The organism is Acidimicrobiia bacterium (assembly GCA_035651955.1).
Taxonomy (GTDB): Bacteria; Actinomycetota; Acidimicrobiia; order IMCC26256; family JAMXLJ01; genus JAMXLJ01.
In genome coordinates, this window is record DASRES010000001.1 from 111,454 (window position 1) to 135,347 (window position 23,894).

The window sequence follows — 23,894 nt, forward strand, 5'->3', positions numbered from 1 at the left end:
GGTGACGGTCCGGGTGGGGCTGATCGGTCGCGGGTTCGGCGAGCGCGTCGTCGCGCCGGCGTTCGCCGGGACCGACGGGTGCGAGGTCGTCGACGTCGTGAGCGCGCGCGACGAGCACGCGGTGCACGAGCTCTGCACGAGGCGCGACGTCGACCTCGTCTCCGTCCACTCGCCGCCCTTCCTGCACGCGCGCGACGTCCGTCTCGCACTCGGGAGCGGTCACGCCGTCCTGTGCGACAAGCCGTTCGGGACGAACGCGTCGACGTCGCAGTCGCTGTACGAGGAGGCGCGGGACCGCGGCGTGGTGAACCTCGTCAACTTCGAGTTCCGCTACCACCCGGTGCGGCGCGCGCTGCGACAGGCGATCGCCGACGGCCGCATCGGTCGGGTGGAGCACGTGCAGTGGACGCATCTGAGCGCGGGCACTCGCGTCCCGCTGCGCCCGTACGGATGGCTGTTCCGGCGTGACCTGGGGGGAGGCTGGATCGGCGCGTGGGCGTCGCACGCGGTCGACACGCTGCGGTTCCTCCTCCGCGGGGACGTGCGCGCCGTCGCGTCGGCGCCCCGCACGACGATCGCGCACCGGCCCGACGGCGACGGCGTGCTGCGCGAGTGCGACGCCGAGGACGGCTTGGCTGCGCTGCTGACCGTCGGCGACGGCGTGTCGGTGACGATCGACTCCGGGTTCGCCGAGGCCGCGACCGTGACGCCCCGCATCGTCGTCACCGGGTCCGACGGCGTCCTCGAGGACGTCGGGGACCGCAAGCTCGTGCTGCGTGCGAGCGACGGTCGGGTCGAGGAGCTCACGGCCGACGTCGCCGGCGTACACGGCGATCGTCACGCGGGGCCGATGGCCCGGTGGGCGGCCGTCGTCCGCGACGCGGTCCGCGACGGTGCCGCTCCTCGCGACGCGGCGACGTTCGCGGACGGTCTCGCGTGCGCGCGCGTGCTCGACGCGCTCCGCACCTGACGCGCTCCCGACCGTCCGGACGGTCAGACGCGGTCAGGCGCCCGCCGCGAGCGCGAACAGTCGCCGCCACCCGCGCGCCGCGATCCCGAGCGTCCCGAGGTAGGCGTCGGCCTCCGCGGCCGCGCTCGCGGCCTCGTCGGGCGCGACGACCGCGAGGACGTGCGCGCGCGCCAGCCGCGTGACCGCCTGCTCGAGCCGTGACTCCGTCCCGTCCGCGATCGCCACGGCGCGATCGCACTGAGCGCGTGCACGCTCCTCGTCACCGAGGCGCGCCGACGCGAACGCACGTGCGAACGCGAGGTGGATGCCGTCGAGGAACGTCACGGGTTCGGTGGCGTGGTCGCAGCGGGCGAGCGCGTCGGCCGGGCGGCCCGCCGCGGTCTCGGCGATCGCGACCGCGGCGGTGAGCGCCGAGCTGACACCTGAGTGGATCGCGGTGTCGAGCGCGACGTGCAACGTCCGCAGCGCGGCGTCGACCTGACCGTCCTGCAGGAGCGCGAGGCCGTGGGCGAGGCGGGCGTCGTCGTGCCCGGGCCCCGGGCTGTCGGGCTCGACGCACTCGAGGGCCGCGGCCGCATCGCCGATGCGGACCGAGATCGCGGCCTCGAGCCCGACCGGCGCCTCCCGCATGGAGTCCGAGAGGCCCTGCGCGAGCTCCGAGCTGTGCGCCGCGAGTGCACGGGCCTCGGTGATCCGGCCGGCGGCGAGCTGCGCGAGCGACAGCGGCATGGTCGCCTGCATCTCGCCCCAGACGTTGCCGATCTCGACGAAGCGGTCGCGCGCGCTCGTCGCCCGCTCCAGCGCGAGCGTCACGTTCCCGCGCCACACCGCGACGTGCGCGAGCAGCACCAGCATCATCGACGACGCCCACGGGTCTCCCGACTCGCCACCGCGGCCGAACGCCTGGACCGCGAGCGCCTCGGCCTCGTCGAGACGGCCCTCGCCCCAACGCACCCAGGCCAGGAGCCCGAACGCCCATGCCAGCCCACCCCAGTCGCCGATCGCCGCGAAGGTGTCCGCCGACTCGTGCAGGCGTTGCTCGGCGACCTCCATGTCGCCCGTGTTGAACGCGATCCACGCGAGGTTCTGCAGCGCCCAGGCCTCGCCGCGCTCGTCGCCGGCGGTGCGGTACGCGGCCAACGCCTCCTCGATCGACTCCGCGGCCGCCTCGTTGCGCCCGAGGAACATGCGATTCATGCCCTGCGCGCGCAGCGCGTCGGCAAGGCCGGCCTGCTCGCCGCGCGGTGCGAGACCCCGCCAGCAGCTCACCGCTTCGTCGAGCGTCCTCTCCGCGGCGACGAGGTCACCTTCCTTGTGCTCCACGTCGCCGAGCACCACGAGCGCGGCCGCGCGCGTCTCGGCGTCAGCCCGTTCCTGCGCCTCGCGCGAGACCGCGAGCGCGTCCTCGCGCGCGGCCGCGAGCTGGCGCAGCTCGGCGCGCGCTCTCGCGCGGGCGAGGAGCAGCCGGCACCGACGCTCGCTGCCGACGGGCGTGAGCTTCAGGGCCATCGCGAGCAGGTCCGCGGCGACCCGCCACCGCTCCTGCCGCTCCGCCTTCGTCGCCGCTCGCTCGAGGAACTCCACCGCGGACGACTCGAGGTTCGCGGGCACGCCCTCGACGTCGCCGAGCTCCGCGGTGAGGTTCGCGGCGATGCCGTAGTGGCGCGCGAGCCCGTCGAGCACCTGCTCGAGCCGATCGGTGTCGCCGGCCCACTTCGCGAGGTGGTGCGCGACCGCGAGGTGACGGCGGGCGCGCTCGCCCTTCGTCAGCATGTCGTACGCGACGTCGCGCACGAGCTGGCTGCGGAACACGAACATGTCGCCGTCGACGGTCACGAAGTTGTCCTCGCCGAGCCGCGCCAGCCGCGCGCGTGCGTCTGCGATGCCGTGCTCGCGCGCGAGCGCGTCGACCACGTCCACGCGACCGCTGGCCCCGACCACCGCGCAGTCGTCGAGCACCGCGCGGTCACCGAGATCGAGGGCATCGAGGCGTGACGCGACCAGGCCGCGCAGCGTGGCGGGCACCGCGATGCCGGGGCGCGGACCCGTCCGCGGCCCCCCGTTGCTCGCGGCGAGGACGGCCGCGAGCTCCTCCATGAAGAACGGGTTGCCGCCGCTGCGCTCGACGAGCAGGCGGACCACGTCGTCGGTCGCGTCGGGGCCGAGCAGCGTGCGCCCGAGCGCGGTGCTCGCGTCGGTGTCGAGCGGCTCGAGCTCGAGGAGCAGCGCGTCGTAGCCCGTGGGCCTCGGTGTCCAGCGCTCGGTCAGCTCGGGACGCGTCGTCGCGAACAGCACGAACGGACGGCCCCGGAGACGGCGCAGCAGCTGCTCGAGCACCTCGAGCACCGCGTCGTCGGCCCAGTGGAGATCGGCGAGCGCGAGGACGACGGGCTGCCGTTCGCACATCTCGTCGAGACATGCGAGCAGCGAACGTACGGCTTCGTCGCGCGCGCGAGCCGGTTCGACGGCGTCGTCGACGTGGCCGAGCAGCGTGCGCAGCCCTTCGACGAGGCGGACGACCTCGGGGTCGGCGTCGTCGAGGCCCGTCGTCTCGGTCACGCAGCGACGGACCTGCGCGGTCGCGACATCCGCCGGCTCGCCGCCGTCGAGGCCGAACAGCTCGCGCAGCGCCTCGGCGAACGGGAACCAGACGTTCGCCTCGCCGTACGGCACGCAGTGCCCGAGCAGCACGCACGCGTGGTGGTGCTCCGTCACGACGTCGCGCAGCTCGAGCGCGAGGCGCGTCTTGCCGACACCCGGCTCACCGGACAGCACGACGAGCTGCGCGCGCCGGCGCGCCACCGCTTTGCGGATGCCGCTCGTGAGGAGGTCGAGCTCGACGTCGCGCCCGATGAGCGGCGTGGGCGGTCGTGCGCGCCGCTGACCGGGCGGCTGGGACTGTTCGAGCGCGCGCCACACATCGAGCGGTGCCTCCCGACCGCGGATGACGACCGGGCCACGTGGCTCGTAGCGCACCGCGCCCGCCGTCGCGGCGTACGTGTCGGGACCGACGAGGACCTCGCCCGGCGCCGCGGCGGTCTGCAGGCGGCTCGCGGTGTTCACGACGTCGCCCATCGCCGTGTAGTCCCCGCCGGCGCGCAACGCGCCGACGAGGACCTCGCCCGTGTTCACGCCGATGCGCATCTCGACGTCGAACCCGTCGGCGGCGCGCATCGCGGCGAGCGTCTGCTGCATGCGGAGTGCGGCCCGGACCGCGCGCTCCGCGTCGTCCTCGTGGGCGACCGGCGCGCCGAAGAGCGCCACGATCGCGTCGCCGACGATCTTGTCGACCTGCCCGCCGAACGCGGCGACGTCCGCGACGAGCCGCTCGAAGCAGCGGTCGACCGTCCCCTTCACGTGCTCCGGGTCGGCCGCCTCCGAGAACGTCGTGAAGCCGACGAGGTCCGCGAAGAGCACCGTCGCGACCCGCCGCTCGTCGTGCCGGACGACGAGCGCGCGCCCGCAGGACGGGCAGAAGCGGGCGCCCTCGGGAACGGGCGCGCCGCAGGCCGGACACATGGCGTCAGGATACGTCCCGCCGTGCCGGCCGGGCCGGTGCGGGACGGGTCGACGGACGCGTGGGCCGCGAGCGGTGGCGTGCGACGAGCTCGCGGATCGTGTCGGCGAACGCGGCGCGCTCCTCACTGGGGGCGTACGCCGTGCGGTACCGCCGTTCGTGCGACTCGACGAGGTCGGGCCGGTGACCCGCGAGCCACGCGAGGTAGTGCTCGCGCACGCCGGGTCGTAGGTGCAGCAGCACACCCGAGATCGACGGCGCGCCCGCGTCTACGCACGCGCGCACGACGGCGTCCAGCTGGTCGCGACCGTCGGACAGGCCGGGGAGCACCGGCGCGACGAGCACGTTGCACGGGATCCCGGCCTCGTTGAGGCGCGCGACCGCCTCGACCCGCTTCATCGGGTGCGGCGTACCGGGCTCCGTCGCGCGCCACACGTCCTCGTCGAGCGTGCCGATCGAGAACGACGTCGTCACGTCGGTGCGCTGCGCGGCCTCCGTGAGCACGTCGAGGTCGCGCAGGATCAGCGTCCCCTTCGTGAGGATCGAGAACGGGTTGCGCGCCTCGCCGAGGACCTCGACGATCCCGCGCGTGAGCCGGTACTTGCCCTCGGCGCGCTGGTACGGGTCGGTGTTGGTGCCCATCGCGATCGGATCGCCGCGCCACCGCTTCGGGTGGAGCTCCGCGCGCACCCGCTCGACGGCGTTCGTCTTGACGACGATCACGCGGTCGAACTCGGTCGACGGGTCGAGGTCGAGGTACGCGTGCGTCGGGCGCGCGAAGCAATAGGTGCACGCGTGGCTGCAGCCGCGGTACGCGTTGATCGTGTAGCGGAACGGGACGGGCGAGCGGTCGGGGACCTCGTTGATGATCTGCCGGGCCCGCACGTGCACGAACTCGAGCCCGCGGAACTCGCCTCGGCCGATCTCACGCTCGGGCACCTCGAAGAGCGGGATCTGCGTGACGGCCTCTCCCGTGGGCTCCAGCGCGGCCCACCGGTGCGGTCGGTGCCGCCGATCGGGATCGATCCGTTCGGGCATGGCGCCCAGCGTAGCGAACACACGTTCGGCCCGCGTGCGAGACGTCGTGGTCGCGCCCGGTCCCGCCTTGGTCCGGCGGCGCCGGCGCGCCGACAATGGGCGCATGGCGAAGCTGTCCGACGAGCAGGTGCGCGCGGCGCTCGAGGGCCTCCCCGGCTGGGAGCGCGACGGTGACGCGATCCGCTCGTCGATCGGGCTGCCCTCGTTCGCGGACGCGATCGCGTTCGTCGTGCGCGTCGGATTCCTCGCCGAGGCCGCGAACCACCACCCCGACCTCGACGTCCGGTGGCGCACCGTGCACGTGACGCTGACCACGCACGATGCCGGCGGGATCACCGACAAGGACATCGACCTCGCGCGCGCGATCCACGGCGCCGCGACCGGGCGATGATCGTCTTCTTCGTCGTCGCCGGTGGGCTCGTCGTGCTCCTCGTCGTGTTCGGCGTCGCGGCCGCGACCGACCCGGGGCCACCGCCCGCGGAGGTCGCGCTGGGCTACGAGCTCGCGTGGGACCGGCTCGACTTCGACACGCTGTGGTCGCTGTCGACGGCCGAGCTGCGTGACCGCCGGTCGCGCAGGGACTTCGTCGCGGCGAAACGAGCCGCGTACCGCGAGCAACCGGATCTCCGCCGTCTCACGCGCAACATCGCGGTCGAGGAGGCCACGGCCGGGCCCCACGTCGCGGTCGTGATCACCGCGGTCGAGCTGCGCGACGGCTCGACGGTGCGGGACGAGCTCAAGCTCGTCCGCCGGGCGGGTCGCTGGCAGGTCCTGACCTACAACCTGCGCACGGCTCAGGGCTCCTGACGCCAGGCCCACCCGCGCCACCGGCGGACCGTGACGACGATCGCAGGGCCGCTCGGCGGTGTGGCACGGTATTGCGCGTAACGCGCGACGAGCCGCGCGACCGCCTGCTCGTGGTCCGGACCGTCGTCGAGCACGCGGGCGTCGCCGTCCGCGCGTGCCCACCACAGCTGCGTCCAGTCGTCGTCGTCGTAGTGGTCGACGAGCAGGCTGACCGCGGGGTTCGCGCGCACGTTCGCGACACGGCGCAACGCCGTCGTCGTCTTCGGCTTCGCGTCGACCGCGGTCACGATCGTCGCGCCATCGAGCGCGAAGCACACGGGGACGAGATGGGGGCGATGCTGCCCGTCGACCGTCGCGAGCCGCGCGACCCGTGCGCGCGCGAACCGCGCGCGCACCTCGTCGTCGTCCACGGGCGAGAAGATACCGTCGGCCGGATGATCCCCGGGCTGCTGCTCACCGGTGGCGCGAGCACGCGCATGGGCCGGGCGAAGGCCGAGCTCGCGTGGGACGGTGAGCGGCTCGCGGACCGTGTCGCGCGCGTCGTTGGCGCGGTGTGCGCGCCGGTCCTCGAGGTCGGCCCGGGCCACAGCGCGCTGCCCGCGGTGCTCGAGGACCCGCCGGGGAGCGGCCCGCTCGTCGCGCTCGTCGCGGGAGTGCACGCCCTCGCGACATCGGGTGCGGCGCCGCCCGTCCTCGTCGTCGCGGTCGACATGCCGTTCGTGAGCGAGCCGCTGCTGACGCTCCTGCGCGATCACCCCGGCGACCGGAGCGTCGTGCCCGTGGCGTCGGGCCGCGCCCAGCCGCTGTGCGCGCGGTACAGCGCGGACGCATGCCGGCTCGCGGTCGCGCTGACCGAGGCGGGCGAACGGTCGATGCGCGCGCTCCTCGACGCCGCGGACGTCGAGCTCGTACCGGAGTCGCGATGGCAGGAGGTCGCGGGCGCGGACGCCTTGGTGGACGTCGACACGCCCGACGACGTCGCCCGGTGGCAACGGCCCAGGGGTGGGTAGGACGGGACCGTGGAGGTCGAGGCGACCCGCACCCCGACGACCCCGACCCGCGTGCACGCCCTCGCCGACGGCCGTGTGGTGGAGCGGCCCGACCGGCTCGTCACCGAGGAGCCGATGGAGATCCGCGTGCACGTTCCCGGGCACGTCCCGGAGGCGCTCGCCGTCACGATGCGGACCCCCGGGAACGACTTCGAGCTCGCCGTCGGGTTCTGCGTGACGGAGGGCGTCGTGCACTCCCCGGACGACGTCGTGTCGGTCGCCTACTGCGTCGAGGGCGGCGCGCACCACGCCAACATCGTCACGGTGCGCCTGCGCGGCATGCCGGCCGACGGTCTGCCGCGGCGCTCGTTCGTGGCCAACGCGAGCTGCGGCCTGTGCGGCAAGACGCAGCTCGACGACGTCGAGCTGCGCTGCCCGCCGATGAGCGACGGGCCGCGGGTCGCGGCGTCGACGATCCTCGAGCTTCCCGACCGTCTGCGCGACGCGCAGCGCGTCTTCGACTCGACCGGTGGTCTGCACGGCGCTGCGGTGTTCGGCGTCGACGGCGCGCTCGACACGTTGCGCGAGGACTGCGGTCGCCACAACGCGGTCGACAAGGTCGTCGGTCGGGCCACGCTCGACCGCCGGCTCCCGCTCGCGTCGAGCGTGCTCATGGTGTCGGGTCGCGTCAGCTTCGAGATCGTGCAGAAGGCCGCGATGGCCGGCATCCCGGTCGTCTGCGCGGTGTCGGCGCCGTCGAGCCTGGCAGTCGACGCCGCGCGCCGCTTCGGTCAGACGATCGTCGGGTTCCTTCGCGGCGCGCGCTTCAACGTGTACACCGGGCCCGAGCGCGTCGACCTCGACGCCTGACCGCGCGACTACGCGACCGGCACGACCTCCGCGGTGCAGAACGCGCACCGGCGCGCGGGCGCCGGAATGGAGCTCATGCACTCGGGGCACTCACGCGTCGGCACGTCGACGTCGCGTTCGGGGCGGAGCCGGCGCATGAGCGCGTTGAGCGGCTTGACGACGAAGAAGAACACCGCGGCGGCGATCACGAGAAACGAGATCACGGCGTTGATGAAGTGGCCGTAGCGGAACACGCTGCCGTGGATCGTGAACGTCAGGCTCGAGAAGTCCGCCTTGCCGGGGATCGCGATCAGCGGTGTCAACAGGTCGGACACGAACGCGGTGACGACCGCACCGAACGCGGCGCCGATGACGACCGCGATCGCCAGGTCGACGACGTTCCCGCGCAGCACGAATTCCTTGAAGTCCTTCAGCATCCGACTCACCCCCGGTTCGCCGACGCCGGGAACCCGGCGTGCGCGAGAGTCTGCCCGGTTCGGTGGGACTCGACCCGGCATCTGCGAGACTGCGCACGTGACCCCGGAGGACCTCCTCGAGCTGTTCGAGCGCGCGGCCGTCGCAGTCCGCGGCGCGGTCACCGGCATCGCGCACGACGAGCTGCGCAAGCGCACCGACCGGCCCGGTCAGTACGCGCTCGACCTCGTCGCGGATGCCGCCGCCCTCGCCGTGCTCACGCGCGGGCCGCTGTGCGTGATGAGCGAGGAGTCCGCGTTCACGGGACCACGTGGCGCGTCGATCACGGTCGTCCTCGACCCGGTGGACGGGTCGACGAACTGCTCGCGCGGCCTGCCGTACTGGGCGACCTCGCTGTGCGCGGTCGATCGCGACGGCGCGCTCGCATCGCTCGTCGTGAACCAGGCGACCGGGTCCACGACGACCGCGATCCGGGGCGTCGGTGCGTGGCGGGACGGGCGTCCGTTGCAGGCGTCGTCGGTGCGTCGCGTCGACGAGGCCGTCATCGCGATCTCGAGCCTTCCGCCGCGCGTGCTGCCGTGGCGCCAGTTCCGCGCGATGGGCTCCGCCGCGCTCGCGCTGTGCGACGTCGCCGCGGGCGCGTTCGACGGCTACGTGGACGCCGGCCGTTACCACGCACCGTGGGACTACCTCGGCGGCGTGCTCGCGTGCCGCGAGGCCGGCGCGTTCGTGCAGGACGCATCGCAGCTCCCACTCGACGTCACCGAGCACGACGCGCGGCGACAGATCCTCGCGGGGTGCACCAAGGAGCTGTACATCGCGTTGCGCAACGCGGCCGGCGCGTGAAGGCCGGCTGATGGACCTCGACGCCCTGGCCGATGCCGCACGCGTCGCCGCGCGCGTCGGGAGCTCGGTCGTGGTCGACCACTACGGCGCCGCACGGGACGTGCGCGAGAAGGCGCCCGGTGACTGGGTGAGCGAAGCCGACCTCGACAGTGAGCGGACGATCCGCGCGGCGCTCGAGCAGGCCGCGCCCGGCATCCCCGTGTTCGGCGAGGAGGCGGGTGGTGAGCGCGCCGACCTCGGCTGGCTCGTCGACCCGCTCGACGGCACGTCGAACTTCCTGCACCGGTTCCCGGCCGTCGGTGTGTCGGTCGCGCTCGTGCGCGAGGCGCGGCCGGTCGTCGGTGTCGTCCGGGCACCGTTGCTCGGTGACGAGTACGTCGCGGTCGACGGGCAGGGCGCGTTCCGCAACGGGGCGCGCGTGCACGTGAGCACGCGCGACGCGGACCAGGCGATCTGCGCGACGGGCTTCCCGTTCCGTCACAAGGAACGACTCCCCGCGTACCTGCGCGCGTTCGAGGCCGCACTCGAGCGCTTCGAGGACCTACGGCGCCCCGGGGCCGCGAGTCTCGACCTCGCCTGGACCGCATCCGGCACGTTCGACGGGTTCTTCGAGCTCGCGCTCGGTCCGTGGGACGTCGCGGCGGGCGCGTTGCTGGTGCGCGAGGCGGGGGGCGTCGTCAGCGACTGGGACGGCGACGACACGCGCTGGCTCGACACCGGCAACATCGTCGCCGCGCCGCCCCAGGTGCACGACGTGCTCCTCGACCTCGTGCGCGCGTCCGGCGCGACGTGAGCGTGACGTCGCGGGACCCGGCGTCGTACTAGGTGCTCAGCACCCCGGGCCCGATCGGGCGGAGCTCCTGTCGGAGCGGCGCGACGTCCTCGCCCAGCGCGGTGTACACCGCGTCCGTGAGGTCGAGGAACCGTTGCTCGTTCGGCAGGTACGACGGCAGGCCGTTGCAGACGACCACCATCACGAGCCCGATCTCCGGGTCCGCGAGACCGCGCGACGACGCCATGCCGTTGTGCCCGAACGCGCGCCGTGTCGTGCCACCCGTGAACGCGCGCTGGACCCCGAGACCCCACGGCATCGACAACCCGAACGTCGCGTCCTTCATCCCGCGACGGTGGATGGCCGCCATCACCTCGACGGTGCGCTCGTCGATCACCCGCGCTCCGTACCCGAGTACGGACTCGTAGAAGAGGCCGAGCTCGCGTGCCGGGCCGCGGATCCCACCGCCGGGCTCGACCTTCGCCACGTGCCACGGCTCGTTGTGGATGCGGTCGATCTTGTAGGGAACCATCTGCAGGGCGCCGTCGCGCACACGCGGCACGGTGTGGCCCTTCCACGCGACGGGCACGATGCGGTCGCCGAGCGCGCGCTGCTCGTCGAGCGACACGCCGAGCCGGGAGTTCGCCATGCCGATCGGCGTGAGGATCTCGTCGCGGACGTAGCGGTCGATCGGGCGCCCGTCGACCGCTTCCACGACGGCACCGAGGATCTTCCACCCGCTCGACGCGTGATAGCCCGCCGCCGTGCCGGGGACCCACTCGGCGTCGTGCGCGGCGATGCGCGCGACCGCGTCGGCGTACGGGAGGTCGAGGTCGAACGTCTCGCCGCCGCTCAGCATCGGGAAGCCGCCGGTGTGCGTGAGGACGTGGCGCAGCGTCGCGCGCTCCTTGCCCGCACCCCAGCCCTCCACGTACTTCGCGACCGGGTCGTCGAGCGCGAGCCGGCCCTGCTCCCACAGTTGCAGCACGGCGACGGTCGTGACGGGCTTGCTCGACGAGTACCAGAGCATCAGGTCGTCGACGCGCGCGTCGCGGCCCGGTCGCGTCTCACCGATCGCGGTGTCGAGGAGGACGGTGCCCTCCAACGAGACGTACGCCTGCGCACAGTCGTGGAGGTCGTCGGCCCGCTGGCGCTCGAGCAGGTCGACGACGGGCGTGAGGTCGGGGTCGGGCATGGCCGGAAGGTTAGGAGTTGGGGCAGAGTTGCGAGGTGCAGCTCGGTGTGCAGGTGGGCTCGTGACGATCGCGCGTCCGTCGGGGTCGCGACGGCCGATGGACTGGGCGCGGCGACTGCGCGTGCTCGTCGCGATGGCCTGGTACGCGCCGATGCTGCTCGCGCCGCGGCTGCGCGCGCGGGAGGTCGTCGACGCGGACGTCGCCCGCTGGGTCACGACGCCACTCGGCCGGTGGTCACGCCTCGAGCTCTTCGCGACGGAGCCCGCGTTCCGCACGCTGTACTGCTACCGGCTGCGGCGCGCGGGGGCCGTCGGCGCGCTCGTCGGCGGTCTGCTGGGCGCGTTGTATCCCGGGGAGCGGACGCTGCACATCGTGTGCGGCGACATCGGCCCCGGTCTCATCATCCAGCACGGGTTCGCGACGATCATCGCGGCGCGCCGCATCGGCGCGAACTGCTGGGTCAACCAGCAGGTGACGATCGGTCACCGCGGGAAGTCGGGGACCGGCCCGGTCATCGGCGACGACGTCTCGGTGTACGCGGGCGCGAAGGTGCTCGGCGACCTGACCGTCGGCGACGGGGCGCAGGTCGGCGCGAACGCGGTCGTGCTCGACGACGTCCCGCCGTACCACGTCGCCGTCGGCGTCCCTGCCCGGGTGCTGCCGCCGAAGAGCAGGCGGGCGACCGGGCCCGCGGGCGGCGCGGCGGCGGGATCGGGGTCGGCCGGGGGCGGCGGACCGACGGCCGGTTGACGCGCGGTCGACCCCGGGCCCGACTTCCGCGGTCGCCCGGGCCGAAGTAAACGTTGCGTGCACACTCCGGGGAGGGGCATGGTCCCGACCGTCGTGCCAACGGGTCTGCACGCGGAGGACGGTCGCTCGTGACTCGTCCGCGGTTCCCGTCGTCGACCGCGCTCGGGCTCGCGCTCGCGAGCGCATCGGTCGCGTTCCTCGTCCCGGTACGCCGCCCGTGGGTGCGCGACCCGTACACGCTCCTGCTCCTCCTGCCTGCGCTGTTCGTCGCGTGGCGGCTCCTCGTCGGCTACGTCCTCCCGCGCGCGCTCGCGGTCGCGGCGGGGCTCGTCGCCGTCGGCGTGTGCCTCGTCGCGATCGACGTGCGCTGGTTGGAGGGTCGCTGGACCGGGTGGCCCGCGTTCCTCGTGCCGATCGCGGTGCTCGTCGTCGCGGGGCTCGTCCCGCGTCGTGATTCCCCTGCCGTCGCGGTCGCGGTGCCTCCTCCGCATGCTCCGCATGCGGTCCCGTCGTGGGCCGACGTGCGCCGGGTCGAGACCGAGGCCGTGCACGCGCGGATGGACGCGGACGACGCCAGGCGCCGCTACGCCGCCGCGGAGGCGGCGCGAGCGCGGCTCGAGCAGCAGCTGAAGACGGTCAACGACAGCCGCGTGCTGCGTGGCTCGAACGACGTCTGGCGCCTCGACGAGCCGGTACCCGTCGGGGGCGGTCCGCGCGTCGTCTTCGGCGTGTCGGCCGACGGGCGACGAGAGGCGGCGGCCAAGGTGATCCGCGTCGGCGCGGTCGCCGACGAGCGTCTCGCGCGCTTCGTCACGCGTGAGTTCGAGACCGCGTGCCGGCTGTCCGGGCATTCGGCCGTCATCGAGGTGTACGACTGCGGCTCGGATCGCAACGCGATGTTTCTCGTGATGCGGCGACACCGGCAGGGATCGCTTCACGACTGGCTGCGGCGCAACGACACGTTCCCGCTGACGCGCTACGTCGACTACATGCTGGACGTGCTCAGCGCGCTCGAGCATCTCGACGCGTGCTATCCCGGCTCCGCGCATCGCGATCTCAAGCCGAGCAACGTGCTGATGACCGACGACGCGTCGCACGTCGTCACGGCGGACTGGGGCTCCGCCCACCTGCCCGAAGCGGACCTCGCGACGCGCACTGGTGCGCCGGCGACACCGTGCTACGCCGCGCCCGAGCAGCTCGGGGCACGGGGCGGCATCACGCCCGCGACGGACCTGTGGGCTGTCGGTGCGATGCTGCGCGAGGCGCTGACCGGCCGCCCGCTGCACTGGGCGGACGTGCAGGCCGCCACCGGCGATCGCCGCCTCGAGCACTATCGGCGGCTCCTCGCCACGCCGCTCGCACCAATTCTCGACCTCAACCCGGGCGCGCCGGCGGCACTCGCCGAGTACGTCGACGGTTGCCTGCTGCAAGGCGACCCGCGCGACCGCCCGCCGTCGGCCGCGGCCGCGCGGCAGCAGCTGACCGAGATTCGGTCCACGCTCGACGCGGCGTACCTCGTTCCGTTCCGCGCGTTGCAGCACGCGACCGACGCGCCGCGAGCGCGGCAGCCGGCGCGACGGCACGAGGACGTCCCGGCGACCGAGCGACAGGAGGGATGAGCATGCAACCTATCGGGATCCTGGCTGTCATCGTCGCCATCGTCGGGTTCCTGGCCGCACTCGCGCTCAGCGCGCCCGGCACGCGAATGCAGATGCGTCACGAGCGGCGGCTGCACCGGCGTCTTCTCGCTCGGCTCGGCGAGCAGCTGCGCGAGCTCGGCCGCTCGGCGACGGACCGTCTCCGCCCGGCCGGCGAGGTCCCGCTCATCACGTTGCAGCGACGAGCAGCCAACGCGGCGGTGGGCGCGTCGCTCGTGCACCAGGACGGCGTGCTGCTCCCCGACGACGTCGCGGTGCAGCTCCACCCCGACGACTTCCGTCGCGCGCAGATCATCGGGTCCGCGTTCGGCAATGGGATCGCGGACCTGCTTGTCGAGATCGCGGACCGTCACGGTCTCGTGCTCAACGCGCGGCCACGCGTGTCGTGCGAGGCGTGTGCGGACGTGCCGTTGGGCCGGCCGCGCGTCGTAGGCCATGTCGTCGGCGAGACGGTGATGCCGACGCGCACGTTGTCGCGTCCCGAGCCGTCCCGCGCGACGACGATCCGCGTGACGACACCGACGCAGGCGGAGGAGCACACGCTCCAACGGCGGGCGTCGTACGTCGGCGGCCGTTCACCGCGGTGTGACGTCGTCGTCGACGAGGCAGGTGTCTCGCGCGAGCACGTCCGCATCACCGTTGACGACGCGGGCACGGTGGTCGTCGAGGACCTCGACAGCCTGAACGGGACGTACGTCGGGGGCGTGCGCCTCGGTGCGGGCCGTCGGGTGCCGTGGCCGCCGGGCACGGCGCTCGGCCTCGGTCACAAGGTGACGTGCGAGCTCGTCGCCGTGGGCCCCACGTACGAGACGGCGGAATCGACCTGGTAGACGGCGGCGGATCCGCGCCCGGGCGGGTGGCGGAGCGATAATCGGTTGACACCCAGGGGGAGGCTTTGCTTGCCTCTTCCATGTCGCCCGTCTCGGGCGGCGTCCGCGACCCGTAGGGGAACCCGACGATGAGCGCACGAACCGTGCAGCGCCCGAACGTGGCGGCCGCCGGTGTCGCGCGCGACGTCACGTTCGGCACCTGCGTCCTGGCGGCCTCGCGCCCGTGGTCGGCACTGACCGTGGACCTCATGGTCATCGACCCGAAGCACGACTGGCCCCGACGGTCACGGGTCTCGCCGTAGCGCCTCCGCTACCGCAACCACACCCAGGCCGTCGGGGCGACCCGGCGGCCTTTTTGCGTTTCCGGCCGTCACGACCACGGAGCCCAGCACCCAGCAGCCAACCCAACCCCAGCCAGCAGCCAGTCAGTCAGGAGTCCGGGCGATGTTCGCCATCGAGTTCAACCCCACCGAGGAGCCGTGGAGGGCCGACGCGTTGTGTCGCGACGGCTCGGCGTCGCTCGTGGAGCTGTTCTTCTCCGAGCAGCTCGACGACATCGCCGCGGCGAAGACGTTCTGCCGCGAGTGCCCCGTCCGGGTGCCGTGCCTCGAGGGCGCGCTCGCGCGGCGCGAGCCGTGGGGCGTCTGGGGCGGCGAGCTGTTCGCCAACGGCAAGGTCCTCGCGCAGAAGCGCAAGCGGGGCCGGCCACCGAAGGTCCGGCCCGTCGAGACCGAGCTGCCCACGACGCAGTCCGCGTAACGGGTCGGCGTCGGAGCTGCGGCCGACAGATCAACCGCCGAGGCGGGCCGGGGTGACGTCGCGGGGCCGCATCCCCCCGCTGCCCCGGCCCACGAGCCCCGGCCCGCCGGCGGTCAATCGATTGGTGCCGGGTTGCTCAGCGGTGTGCGTCGAAGAACGCGACGGTCTGGTTCGCGTACGTCGCCGAGTACTGGTGCAACGCGAGGACGACCTCGATCTCGTCCTGGACGGACTGGAGCTCCGTCGGTGTGACGGTGGCGGGGTAGTGGAGCGTGGGCAACGTCGACTCGACCGTGTTGATGCTCACGAGCCTGCGCCCGGACGCGTCCCAGAGGCCGGCGCCGACCAAGGTCGCGAACAGCTGGTTCGCGACCGTCCCGTCGATCCCCGGCACGCGCACGAACCGCAGCGCGTCCAGCGCCGTCTCGGGCTCGACGAAGACCTCGGCCGGAACGCCGCGCCGGACGAGGTCGGCGACTTGGCCCACCACCTGCGCGTCGTTGACGATCGGGTCGTTCGCACCGAGTGTGAACAGGGGGGACGTCGAGCCCGCCAGAGTCGCGGACCGACGCCGGGATCTGGCCGTGGCTGGGCGCGATCGCGGCGATCGGATATCCCCCGTCGCGGAACGCCTGGGCGAACACCGACGCGAAGCCGGCACCGCGCGACATCCCGATCGCGTAGATCGGCGTGCGTCGCGTGATGCGGCCCGTCGCGACGAGCTGCGCCTCCAGACGTGACAGACGGGCGAGGTCCGGGTTCGTCGTGAGGGAGAGACTGGCCGTGTCCCACTGCTTCGTCGTGCGATCGGTGCTGTCGGTCGAGACGAACCCGTAGCCGTGGGCCACGAAGTGCTCGAGCATGTCGACCGTCTCGAGCTTCGTCGCGAGTCCGCGCTCCCGCCCGTCCCGTGGAACACGTACACGATCCCGACCGGATGCGGTGGGACGTACGAGATGACGGGGTACCCCTCGAACGTCGAGCTGGATGCGGGGTACGTCGGTACGACCGCGCACGGTGTCGCGATCGTCGCGACCGCGATCGTCGCAGCGGCGAAGCGGACCGGTGTGCCTTCATCGTGCATCCCCCCTCGGTCGGCGTCCGATCGGGATCGTCGCGGCCGCGGGTCACAGCACGGAGAGACGATTGTGACGATCGCGTGGTCGCCGGCCACCTCCCACGCGCCTCCGGGAATGCGCGCCGGTAACGTGATCGGCTCCGGGCGTTTAGCTCAGATGGAAGAGCGCCTCCCTTACAAGGAGGAGGTCGGGGGATCGAGACCCTCAACGCCCACGGCGGCATCCCTGGTCGGGGGGCCGGACGTCCAAGTGGCCTGCTCCTGCGGGTCGGTCGTCAACTCGAAGAGCGCGGCGTTGGCCGCTCGTGCGGGCCGGCCATGACGATCGTGGCCGCCGCTTGGTCAACGGGTGGAGCTGCGGCTCGCCGCGTGCCCGCGCGGCTCGACGCGGAGGGCGGACCGCAAGTCGGCGATCGCGTCGGGAACGACGCGGTACCAGACCCACGTGCCCCGCCGCTCGCCCTCGATGACGCCGGCTTCCCGCAGCACCTTGAGGTGGTGGCTCACGGTGGGTTGTGACCGGCCGATCGGCTCGACGAGGTCGCACGCGCAGACTTCGCCGTCTGCCTGAGCGGCGATGAGGGAGAGGAGCCGGAGCCGCGCGGGGTCGGCGAGCGCGGCGAAGCGCTTCGCAAGCGTTGCCGCGTCGCGCTCGGTGAGCGGCGCGTCGAGCAGCGAGGGGCAACAGGCTCGGGTACCGCGGGACATGTGTCCTCCTCGTCCGAGGCTCGAAACATATTGACGAACGTCGATGGGCATGCCATGATATCGATTGTCGTCTATTCCACCCTACTGCCGAGGGAGAGTCCCGGATGTCGCGTGTGCAGCTTGCCCTCAACGTCTCGGATCTCGACACGGCCGTCGCCTTCTACTCGAAGCTGTTCGGGGTGCCCCCTGCGAAGGTGCGACCCGGCTACGCGAACTTCGCGGTCGCCGAGCCGCCACTGAAGCTCGTGCTGATCGAGAGCGCACAGGGTGGCACGCTGAACCACCTCGGCGTCGAAGTCATGTCGACGGACGACGTGCGCGCCGCCCAGGCGAGGCTCGCGGGTGCGGGGCTGAGCGCCGCGACCGAGGGCGAGGTTGCGTGCTGCTACGCGGTGCAGGAGAAGGTCTGGGTCGACGGCCCCGACGGGGAGCCGTGGGAGATCTACACCGTCCTGTCGGATGTCGAGGTGCCGGGCGGGCAGCTGCGCACCGTCGATCCCGAGACGGGTGCTGCTTGCTGTCCGACGACGGGCGAGCCCGACCTGGCCGCGCGCTGCTGCTGACGCTCGTGATCGAGCACATGCTCGGGCGGCGGCTGCTCGCAGAGTTCCTGGGGACGGCGTTCCTGCTCGTCGCGGTGATCGGCTCCGGCATCGCGGCGCAGCGCCTGTCGCCGCAGGACGTCGGCTTGCAGCTGCTCGAGAACGCGGCGGCGACCGGCGCCGCGCTCGTCGCGATCATCCTCGCGTTCGGCGCGGTGTCCGGCGCGCACCTCAATCCCGTGGTGACGCTCGCCGACCGTGTCTTCCGGGGGCTGAGCACGCGTGACGCGGCCGGCTACGTCGGCGTGCAGTTCGGGGGCGCGATCTGCGGGACCATCGTCGCGAACGTCATGTTCTCGCGGCCCGCCGTCGAGTGGGCGACGAAGGCACGCGACGGTGGTGGCCTCTTCCTCGCTGAGATCGTCGCCACGTTCGGCTTGCTCGTGGTGATCTTCGGCGTCGTACGCTCGGGACGAGCGGGGGTCGCGCCGTTCGCCGTCGGTGCGTACATCACAGGCGCGTACTTCTTCACGTCGTCGACGTCGTTCGCGAATCCTGCTGTTGCCGTTGCCCGCATGTTCTCGGACACGTTCGCGGGCATCGAACCGTCGTCGGTGCCGGCGTTCGTGCTCGCACAACTCGTTGGCGGCGTGGTGGCGGTCGCCGCGATCCGCGTGCTCTATCCGGACGTCACGACCGCCGCGGCGGACGTCGTCGTCCCCCACGAGGAGAAACCGACATGACGGATGATTCGCAGCTCGGTGCTCATCTCGAGGCGGCGAGCGCACGCCTCGCCGCCGAGTTCGCGGGCGTCGTCTCGCAGGAGACGATCCAACGCCACGTCGACGAGAACGTGCTGTTCTTCTCCGACGCGTCGGTGCCGCGGTTCGTCCCGATCATGGTGGAACGGTTCACGCGCGAGCGCCTCCGCGCGTTCGCTCAAGCGGAAGGCTTGCTCATGGCGGAAGTGCCCGAGGTCCTCTTCGTGTGCGTGCACAACGCCGGCCGGAGCCAGATGGCCGCTGCGCTCCTCGACCGCCACGCCCGAGGCCGTGTGCACGTGCGATCGGCTGGGAGCGCGCCGGCCGACGAGATCAACCCGGCCGTGGCGGCGGCGATGAGCGAGCTCGGGCTCGACCTCTCGAAGGAGTTTCCCAAGCCGCTCACCGACGAAGTGGTGCGCGCGGCCGATGTCGTCATCACGATGGGCTGCGGTGACGCATGCCCGCTCTATCCCGGCAAGCGGTATCTCGATTGGGATATCGACGATCCGGCCGGCAAGGCGCTCGAACAGGTGAGGCCCATCCGCGACGAGATCGACCGCCGAGTCCGCGCCCTTCTCGAGGAGCTCGTACCGGCCGGCACGTGATCGCTCGCGACCGCGCGCATCGGTTCAGCGACCGGTTCGCGGAACGAAGAAGATCACACTCACGCCGATGAGCACGATTGCTGCGCCGAGCCAGTCGAAGCGATCGGGTCGGTGACCGTCGATCCACCATCCCCACAGCAGGCTCGCGACCACGAAGACGCCACCGTACGCGGCGTAGACCCGCGCGAAGGAACCGCCGCGTTGCAGCGTCGGGATCACGCCATACCCGACGAGCACGACGCCCCCCAGCAGACCGATCCACCACGCCGAGCCCGTGCGCAGCCATCGCCACATCAGGTAGCCGCCTCCGATCTCGGCGACACCGGCGGCTACGAAGAGGCCGATCGCGCGCAACGGATTCATCCGCGCACGGTAGCGACAGCTCGGGAGCGTCACTCGATTGGTGAGCGGCCCGTGTCCGACGAGTCGTCAGTGGCCCAGCGTGAGCCGCAGTCCGTCGATGTCAGCGTTCAGGTGCGCGAGCACTCGCGCCGCTGTGGTGTCGGTGCGTGCGAGGACGGCGAGCGCGAGGTGCCGGGTCGTGATCAAGCCCGGCACGGCGGCGCCCCGCGCGATCTCGAAGCACCGCTTCGCTCTCGGCGACAAGGGGAGTGGGCCCACGACGATCGGGCCCGTGCGACAACCCCGTGCACGTCGCCGAAGCCGGCGAGCCCGCTTTGGTGCTGTCCGGCGATCGAGAGCGCCGCGACCGAACGTCGCTTCGACGCGGGCGCGGACCGTGTCGAGGTCGATCCCGATCATCGCGAGCGCGTCCCGGTCCGAGACGGTGACGCCGACGATTTCGGTGATCGCGGCAGTGACGCTCGTCGGTGTGAGCCCGTGGGCGTGGAGGGTCGCAGCGGTGTCGTCCCCGGTGCGGGTCAGCGCGACGAGGAGGTGCTCGCAGCCGATCCAGGTATGACCCAGGCGTCGGGCCTCCGTCTCAGCCTCGGCGACGACTGCCCGCGTCTGTGGGGTGCAACGTTCGAACACGCCGGTCACCTCCTCCGGGCGTGCTTGCGGTGCACCGTCTGCTTCGTCACACCGAGACAGCGCGCGATCTCCTGCCACGACCAGCCCTGGGCCCGCGCGTTGTCGACCTGCAACTCCTCGAGTCGCTCGAGCAGGTTCCGGAGCGCGCCGACCGCTCGCAAGCCAACACTCGCGTCCTTGCTCGCCGCGCGCCGTGCCAGATCGACAGCATCGGCCACGGTGTCAGCATACGCTGACGGTCGGGTGCCGTCAACATGTGCTGACGCGTCGCGCAACGGGCGGGTCTGATTGTTGTTCGGGTCAGGGCGCCGTGGCGGACGGCGGCGCTGCCAAGCAGTACCGCCGCAACCTGACGGCGCTGCGCGCGCGCGGGCCGGCCGCGCTGAGCATTCGCTGCGCAGGGCTGCTTGCGACACCGCCGACACAACGGGTTGTTAGATCAGGTTGTCCTGTTATATTGTCGGAGGGTGACCGCAACCCGGCAAGCCGGTAGCGAACTCGACGTCGCCACTGCGCGTTTCTTTCGGGTGCTCGGCGACCCGACGCGGTTGAGGATTCTGGAGTTGCTGGTGGATGCGCCGCGCACCGTGTCCGAGCTCGTCGAGGCGCTGAATTGTCCGCAGAGCCGGGTCTCGAACCACTTGGCGTGCTTGCGGTGGTGCGAGTTCGTCGACGCGGAACGCCACGGCCGGCAGGTGACGTATCGGATTTGTGATCAGCGGGTGCGTGGGCTTGTCGAGGCCGCCCGGTCGATGGCCGCCGAACACTGCGATCACCTGGTCTCGTGCCAGCGCATCGGACCCGACTGGATCTAGGAGCAGGCGCGATGACGTACGACTACGACTTGGCGGTAATTGGTTCCGGTGGCGCGGCCTTCGCCGCGGCGATCGAAGCCAGCCGTCTCAACGCGCGCGTCGTTCTCATCGAGCGGGCCATCGTCGGCGGTACCTGCGTCAACATCGGCTGTGTTCCGTCCAAGGCGCTGCTGGCCGCGGCGCACACCTACCACCACGCCGCGTCGCATCCCTTTGCCGGCGTGCCCACCGCCGTCGGATCCGTCGATCTCCCCGCGCTGATCGCTCAGAAGAACGAGTTGATCGCCGACCTGCGCCAGCACAAGTACCTCGATCTCGCTGAGCACTACGGGTTCGAGATCATTCACGACGAGGCGCGCTTCAAGGATGCTGACACCCTGGTCGTCGACGGCCGCGAACTGCACGCACGCGCGTACGTGATCGCCACCGGCGCCGCCCCCGCCGTCCCCGTCCTACCCGGACTGCATGAAGCGGGTCATCTGACGTCCACCACGGCGATGGAACAGAAGAGCGTGCCCCAACGGCTGATCACCATCGGCGGCGGTTTCGTCGGTTTGGAGCAGAGCCAGTTGTGGGCGCGGCTCGGCGCGCAGGTCACGATCATCGGTCGGTTGGCACCGCGGGCGGAACCCGAGCTGGCGAGCCGACTGCGCCAGATCCTGATCGACGAAGGCATCCGCGTCGTCAACGCCCGCGCCACCGTCGTCGAGCAGCGGGGCGAGACCCGCGTGGTTCACACCGACCGCGGCGACGCCGTCGAAGGTGACGCCATTCTGGTGGCGACCGGCCGCCAGGCTCGCGTCGACGCCCTCGAACTCGGCGCCGCAGACGTCGCGCTCGACGACCGCGGCTTCATCAAGGTCGACGACGAGCTGCGTACCTCCAACCCGAAGGTCTTCGCGGCCGGTGACGTCGCTGGCGGACAACAGTTCGTCTATGTGGCTGCCGCGCAAGGACACGTGGCTGCTCGCAACGCGCTGCGCGGGACTCGTGAACAGGTCGACTATCGGGGTCTGCCTGACGTCGTCTTCACCGACCCGCAACTGGCCAGAGCCGGTCTCACCGAAGCCGAAGCCCTCGCCGCTGGCTACCAGTGCGACTGCCGCCTGCTGGACCTCGCCCATGTTCCGCGGGCGTTGGTCGATCACGACACCCGCGGCGCCCTCAAGTTGGTGGCCGATCGCGCCACCGGCAAGGTCTTGGGCGTTCATGCCTTGGCCGACGGTGCCGGCGACCTCATCCTGGCTGGCGTCTACGCCATCAAGAGCGGCCTGACCGTCACGGATCTGGCCACGACCTGGGCGCCGTACCTCACCATGAGCGAAGCGCTGCGCCTCGTGGCGCAGTCGTTCACCACACCGGTTGACGAGCTGTCGTGCTGCGCGGCCTGAGGTGCAACACACGATGACCCGAGGAGCACAGCTGCCGGATCGCCGCCACGACCGCCAGCCCGGTCTGGGTGACGTCAAGTGGTTGCCGCTGCTGCTCATCCCGGTTGTCTGCTGCGCGCTTCCAGCGCTGCTCGTCGCGGTAGCCGCGGCGAGCGCTGCCGCACTCGGTGCCGGCATCGCCGTCGTGGCCGTGCTCGTGCTCGCCGCCGGGGTGTTGGTCGTGCGCTACCGCAGACGCTGTCGAACCGAGCAATGTGCAGCGGAGACGACGGCCACACGCGAGGCACGAGCGTGACGCGCGTCGCCCCACGCGCGGTTGCGCGCCTGACCGGCGAGATCGCCCGTGACCACGTCAGCCAGGGGTCGTTCGCGCTGGTCGCGGCCGCGGTCGCGCTGGGCTACAGCATCCTCTTGCCCTTCGCGTTCACGCAGCGACTCTCGCTGCACAACTGGCGCTACCTCGACGCTCGTTACCTCGCGTTCAGCGTCGCCTTCGGACTCAGCGTCGCGTGGCTGCTCGCCGTGCAGATCTACGCCGTGCGTCGGGTAATGCGCGTACGCGGCGCGGCGGTCGGTGGCACTGCAGCCGCGATCGGCGTCCTGCCCAGCTTGTTGTGCTGCACACCCATCGTTCCCACCTTGGTCGGCTTGCTGGGCATGTCCGGCGCCAGCCTGGGACAGAGGAGCGGCAGCATTCAGTCGTTCTTCGCCGCCAAGGAGAATCTCATCCTCGGCGTCAGCCTGGCGGTGATCATCGCCGCCGACATATGGAGCACCCGCCGATTCGTCCAAGCCGCCTGCTCGTTGGCGACACCTGTGACACGGCCGACACGCCTCAACCCGAACGGCTGTCCACCGCGAGCCCGGACGAGGGGACGCCAGCCGGTCATCGCGACAAGGCAAGCAGCACGCGATGAGCCAGCCGCGACGCCGCGCGTACCGACGACCGCGCTGGGGCCTGGTGGTCGGCGGCTTGGTAGCAATGATCATCATCGCCGCGATCACGGCCGCGCTGGTACGTCACGACGCCAGCCAACCCCAGAGTGCGCGCCTCAGCCTCGGTGCGCCCGCCCCCGACGGCTCCTTCACCACCATCGATGGGCAGACGACCAGCATCGCGGCGCTGCGAGGCAAATCCGCTCTGGTGTGGTTCGTCACCACTTACTGCGGGAGCTGCCAAGCCGGAACCCAAATCATGGCCGATCACATCGACCGATTCGCGCAGCACCACGTCAAGGTCGTCGAACTGCAGCTGGCGGACAACCTCGGAGGCGACGGCCCTGACATCGCGACCTTCGGTCGTCGCATCGCCAACAAGCAGTTCACCAACCCAGCATGGCTCTGGGGCACGGCCTCACACGCGCTGACCACGACGTACGACCCCAAGGCCTTCCTGGACGTCTATTACCTGATTGATGCGCGAGGCCGCATCGCCTACGTCAACGGCAGCCCCGACGCCACGATCGACACACTCCTAGAACACGTTCGAAGCCTCGACTCGTAGCGAGTCCCGCTCGGGTCTGCCGCGTGTTCGTCGACCGGACCCACTGGCGGGAGCCAGAGCCGCCAGACGCGCCGCTCG

At 71.9% G+C, this 23,894-nt stretch carries 29 protein-coding genes and 1 tRNA gene; 19 read left to right on the forward strand and 11 right to left on the reverse strand.

Annotated features, from left to right (window positions below; genetic code table 11):
* Position 1: 1 nt before the first annotated feature.
* Complete coding sequence (locus VFC33_00565) at positions 2-970, forward strand: Gfo/Idh/MocA family oxidoreductase (GenBank protein HZR11715.1); 969 nt, start codon at positions 2-4, stop codon at positions 968-970.
* Positions 971-1,003: 33 nt separating this feature from the next.
* On the opposite strand, the gene VFC33_00570 is transcribed toward VFC33_00565, so the two are convergent.
* Together VFC33_00570 and VFC33_00575 are read right to left on the reverse strand one after the other, a co-directional pair.
* Positions 1,004-4,489 carry an adenylate/guanylate cyclase domain-containing protein gene (locus tag VFC33_00570; GenBank protein HZR11716.1) on the reverse strand — a complete coding sequence of 1,162 codons (3,486 nt, stop codon included), beginning with the start codon at positions 4,487-4,489 and terminating at the stop codon, positions 1,004-1,006.
* Positions 4,490-4,493: 4 nt separating this feature from the next.
* On the reverse strand, positions 4,494-5,525 hold the full coding sequence (locus VFC33_00575) for a radical SAM protein (protein HZR11717.1): 1,032 nt from the start codon (positions 5,523-5,525) through the stop codon (positions 4,494-4,496).
* Between the two features lie 103 nt (positions 5,526-5,628).
* Between VFC33_00575 and VFC33_00580 the strand changes: the two genes are divergently transcribed.
* The gene (locus tag VFC33_00580) at positions 5,629-5,916 is read left to right on the forward strand and encodes a 4a-hydroxytetrahydrobiopterin dehydratase (GenBank protein HZR11718.1); all 288 of its coding nucleotides are present in this window, start codon (positions 5,629-5,631) and stop codon (positions 5,914-5,916) included.
* Positions 5,913-6,332: a hypothetical protein gene (locus tag VFC33_00585; protein ID HZR11719.1), complete on the forward strand. Its 420-nt coding sequence runs from the start codon at positions 5,913-5,915 to the stop codon at positions 6,330-6,332. The genes VFC33_00580 and VFC33_00585 overlap by 4 nt, the downstream gene beginning before the upstream one ends.
* On the opposite strand, the gene VFC33_00590 is transcribed toward VFC33_00585, so the two are convergent.
* Positions 6,320-6,742 carry a TIGR03668 family PPOX class F420-dependent oxidoreductase gene (locus VFC33_00590; protein ID HZR11720.1) on the reverse strand — a complete coding sequence of 141 codons (423 nt, stop codon included), beginning with the start codon at positions 6,740-6,742 and terminating at the stop codon, positions 6,320-6,322. The genes VFC33_00585 and VFC33_00590 overlap by 13 nt on opposite strands.
* Positions 6,743-6,766: 24 nt before the next feature.
* Between VFC33_00590 and VFC33_00595 the strand changes: the two genes are divergently transcribed.
* Together VFC33_00595 and fdhD are read left to right on the forward strand one after the other, a co-directional pair.
* Positions 6,767-7,342, forward strand: coding sequence for a molybdenum cofactor guanylyltransferase (locus VFC33_00595; protein HZR11721.1), 576 nt, complete (start codon positions 6,767-6,769; stop codon positions 7,340-7,342).
* 9 nt (positions 7,343-7,351) lie between these two features.
* Positions 7,352-8,191: a formate dehydrogenase accessory sulfurtransferase FdhD gene (gene fdhD, locus VFC33_00600; GenBank protein HZR11722.1), complete on the forward strand. Its 840-nt coding sequence runs from the start codon at positions 7,352-7,354 to the stop codon at positions 8,189-8,191.
* Positions 8,192-8,199: 8 nt separating this feature from the next.
* Here fdhD and mscL read toward each other — a convergent pair whose 3' ends face one another.
* Positions 8,200-8,607, reverse strand: coding sequence for a large conductance mechanosensitive channel protein MscL (gene mscL / locus VFC33_00605; protein HZR11723.1), 408 nt, complete (start codon positions 8,605-8,607; stop codon positions 8,200-8,202).
* A gap of 97 nt (positions 8,608-8,704) precedes the next feature.
* Here mscL and VFC33_00610 point away from each other — a divergent pair, with 97 nt between their 5' ends.
* Both VFC33_00610 and VFC33_00615 read left to right on the forward strand, forming a co-directional pair.
* Entirely contained in the window at positions 8,705-9,451 is a 747-nt protein-coding gene (locus VFC33_00610; protein ID HZR11724.1) for an inositol monophosphatase family protein, read from the forward strand.
* A gap of 10 nt (positions 9,452-9,461) precedes the next feature.
* On the forward strand, positions 9,462-10,244 hold the full coding sequence (locus VFC33_00615; protein HZR11725.1) for an inositol monophosphatase family protein: 783 nt from the start codon (positions 9,462-9,464) through the stop codon (positions 10,242-10,244).
* Between the two features lie 28 nt (positions 10,245-10,272).
* Here VFC33_00615 and VFC33_00620 read toward each other — a convergent pair whose 3' ends face one another.
* Positions 10,273-11,418, reverse strand: coding sequence for a serine hydrolase domain-containing protein (locus tag VFC33_00620; protein ID HZR11726.1), 1,146 nt, complete (start codon positions 11,416-11,418; stop codon positions 10,273-10,275).
* Positions 11,419-11,479: 61 nt separating this feature from the next.
* Here VFC33_00620 and VFC33_00625 point away from each other — a divergent pair, with 61 nt between their 5' ends.
* From VFC33_00625 to VFC33_00645, 5 genes are all read left to right on the forward strand, one after another.
* Positions 11,480-12,169, forward strand: coding sequence for a serine acetyltransferase (locus VFC33_00625; GenBank protein HZR11727.1), 690 nt, complete (start codon positions 11,480-11,482; stop codon positions 12,167-12,169).
* Positions 12,170-12,297: 128 nt separating this feature from the next.
* Entirely contained in the window at positions 12,298-13,788 is a 1,491-nt protein-coding gene (locus VFC33_00630) for a serine/threonine-protein kinase (GenBank protein ID HZR11728.1), read from the forward strand.
* Complete coding sequence (locus VFC33_00635) at positions 13,785-14,657, forward strand: FhaA domain-containing protein (protein HZR11729.1); 873 nt, start codon at positions 13,785-13,787, stop codon at positions 14,655-14,657. Before VFC33_00630 ends, VFC33_00635 begins: the two co-directional genes overlap by 4 nt.
* A 128-nt stretch (positions 14,658-14,785) precedes the next feature.
* Positions 14,786-14,959, forward strand: a complete 174-nt coding sequence (locus VFC33_00640) for a hypothetical protein (GenBank protein HZR11730.1) — start codon at positions 14,786-14,788, stop codon at positions 14,957-14,959.
* Between the two features lie 142 nt (positions 14,960-15,101).
* Positions 15,102-15,416 carry a WhiB family transcriptional regulator gene (locus tag VFC33_00645; protein HZR11731.1) on the forward strand — a complete coding sequence of 105 codons (315 nt, stop codon included), beginning with the start codon at positions 15,102-15,104 and terminating at the stop codon, positions 15,414-15,416.
* Positions 15,417-15,552: 136 nt separating this feature from the next.
* Here the strand turns inward: VFC33_00645 and VFC33_00650 are convergent, their stop codons facing one another.
* Positions 15,553-15,906, reverse strand: coding sequence for a hypothetical protein (locus VFC33_00650; protein ID HZR11732.1), 354 nt, complete (start codon positions 15,904-15,906; stop codon positions 15,553-15,555).
* 730 nt (positions 15,907-16,636) lie between these two features.
* Here VFC33_00650 and VFC33_00655 point away from each other — a divergent pair.
* Positions 16,637-16,709 (forward strand) — tRNA-Val (locus tag VFC33_00655).
* A 127-nt stretch (positions 16,710-16,836) separates the two neighbouring features.
* On the opposite strand, the gene VFC33_00660 is transcribed toward VFC33_00655, so the two are convergent.
* Positions 16,837-17,202, reverse strand: coding sequence for a metalloregulator ArsR/SmtB family transcription factor (locus VFC33_00660; protein ID HZR11733.1), 366 nt, complete (start codon positions 17,200-17,202; stop codon positions 16,837-16,839).
* Between the two features lie 104 nt (positions 17,203-17,306).
* Here VFC33_00660 and VFC33_00665 point away from each other — a divergent pair, with 104 nt between their 5' ends.
* The 3 genes from VFC33_00665 to VFC33_00675 are packed head-to-tail and all read left to right on the forward strand — an operon-like array spanning position 17,307 to position 19,113.
* Positions 17,307-17,765, forward strand: a complete 459-nt coding sequence (locus tag VFC33_00665; GenBank protein ID HZR11734.1) for an ArsI/CadI family heavy metal resistance metalloenzyme — start codon at positions 17,307-17,309, stop codon at positions 17,763-17,765.
* Positions 17,717-18,487 (forward strand): MIP/aquaporin family protein, encoded by a 771-nt coding sequence (locus VFC33_00670; protein HZR11735.1) that lies wholly within the window; start codon positions 17,717-17,719, stop codon positions 18,485-18,487. Before VFC33_00665 ends, VFC33_00670 begins: the two co-directional genes overlap by 49 nt.
* The gene (locus VFC33_00675) at positions 18,484-19,113 is read left to right on the forward strand and encodes an arsenate reductase ArsC (GenBank protein HZR11736.1); all 630 of its coding nucleotides are present in this window, start codon (positions 18,484-18,486) and stop codon (positions 19,111-19,113) included. The genes VFC33_00670 and VFC33_00675 overlap by 4 nt, the downstream gene beginning before the upstream one ends.
* A gap of 24 nt (positions 19,114-19,137) precedes the next feature.
* Here VFC33_00675 and VFC33_00680 read toward each other — a convergent pair whose 3' ends face one another.
* The 3 genes from VFC33_00680 to VFC33_00690 all read right to left on the reverse strand — a co-directional run bounded on the left by VFC33_00680 (position 19,138) and on the right by VFC33_00690 (position 20,324).
* Positions 19,138-19,476 (reverse strand): YnfA family protein, encoded by a 339-nt coding sequence (locus VFC33_00680; GenBank protein ID HZR11737.1) that lies wholly within the window; start codon positions 19,474-19,476, stop codon positions 19,138-19,140.
* 66 nt (positions 19,477-19,542) lie between these two features.
* On the reverse strand, positions 19,543-19,671 hold the full coding sequence (locus VFC33_00685) for a Clp protease N-terminal domain-containing protein (protein HZR11738.1): 129 nt from the start codon (positions 19,669-19,671) through the stop codon (positions 19,543-19,545).
* A gap of 440 nt (positions 19,672-20,111) precedes the next feature.
* Positions 20,112-20,324, reverse strand: a complete 213-nt coding sequence (locus VFC33_00690) for a helix-turn-helix domain-containing protein (GenBank protein ID HZR11739.1) — start codon at positions 20,322-20,324, stop codon at positions 20,112-20,114.
* 249 nt (positions 20,325-20,573) lie between these two features.
* Between VFC33_00690 and VFC33_00695 the strand changes: the two genes are divergently transcribed.
* Complete coding sequence (locus VFC33_00695) at positions 20,574-20,921, forward strand: metalloregulator ArsR/SmtB family transcription factor (protein HZR11740.1); 348 nt, start codon at positions 20,574-20,576, stop codon at positions 20,919-20,921.
* A gap of 11 nt (positions 20,922-20,932) precedes the next feature.
* On the forward strand, positions 20,933-22,312 hold the full coding sequence (gene merA / locus VFC33_00700) for a mercury(II) reductase (protein HZR11741.1): 1,380 nt from the start codon (positions 20,933-20,935) through the stop codon (positions 22,310-22,312).
* Between the two features lie 225 nt (positions 22,313-22,537).
* On the opposite strand, the gene VFC33_00705 is transcribed toward merA, so the two are convergent.
* Positions 22,538-23,104 (reverse strand): hypothetical protein, encoded by a 567-nt coding sequence (locus VFC33_00705; protein HZR11742.1) that lies wholly within the window; start codon positions 23,102-23,104, stop codon positions 22,538-22,540.
* Positions 23,105-23,225: 121 nt separating this feature from the next.
* Between VFC33_00705 and VFC33_00710 the strand changes: the two genes are divergently transcribed.
* The gene (locus VFC33_00710) at positions 23,226-23,816 is read left to right on the forward strand and encodes a redoxin family protein (GenBank protein ID HZR11743.1); all 591 of its coding nucleotides are present in this window, start codon (positions 23,226-23,228) and stop codon (positions 23,814-23,816) included.
* Positions 23,817-23,894 lie beyond the last annotated feature (78 nt).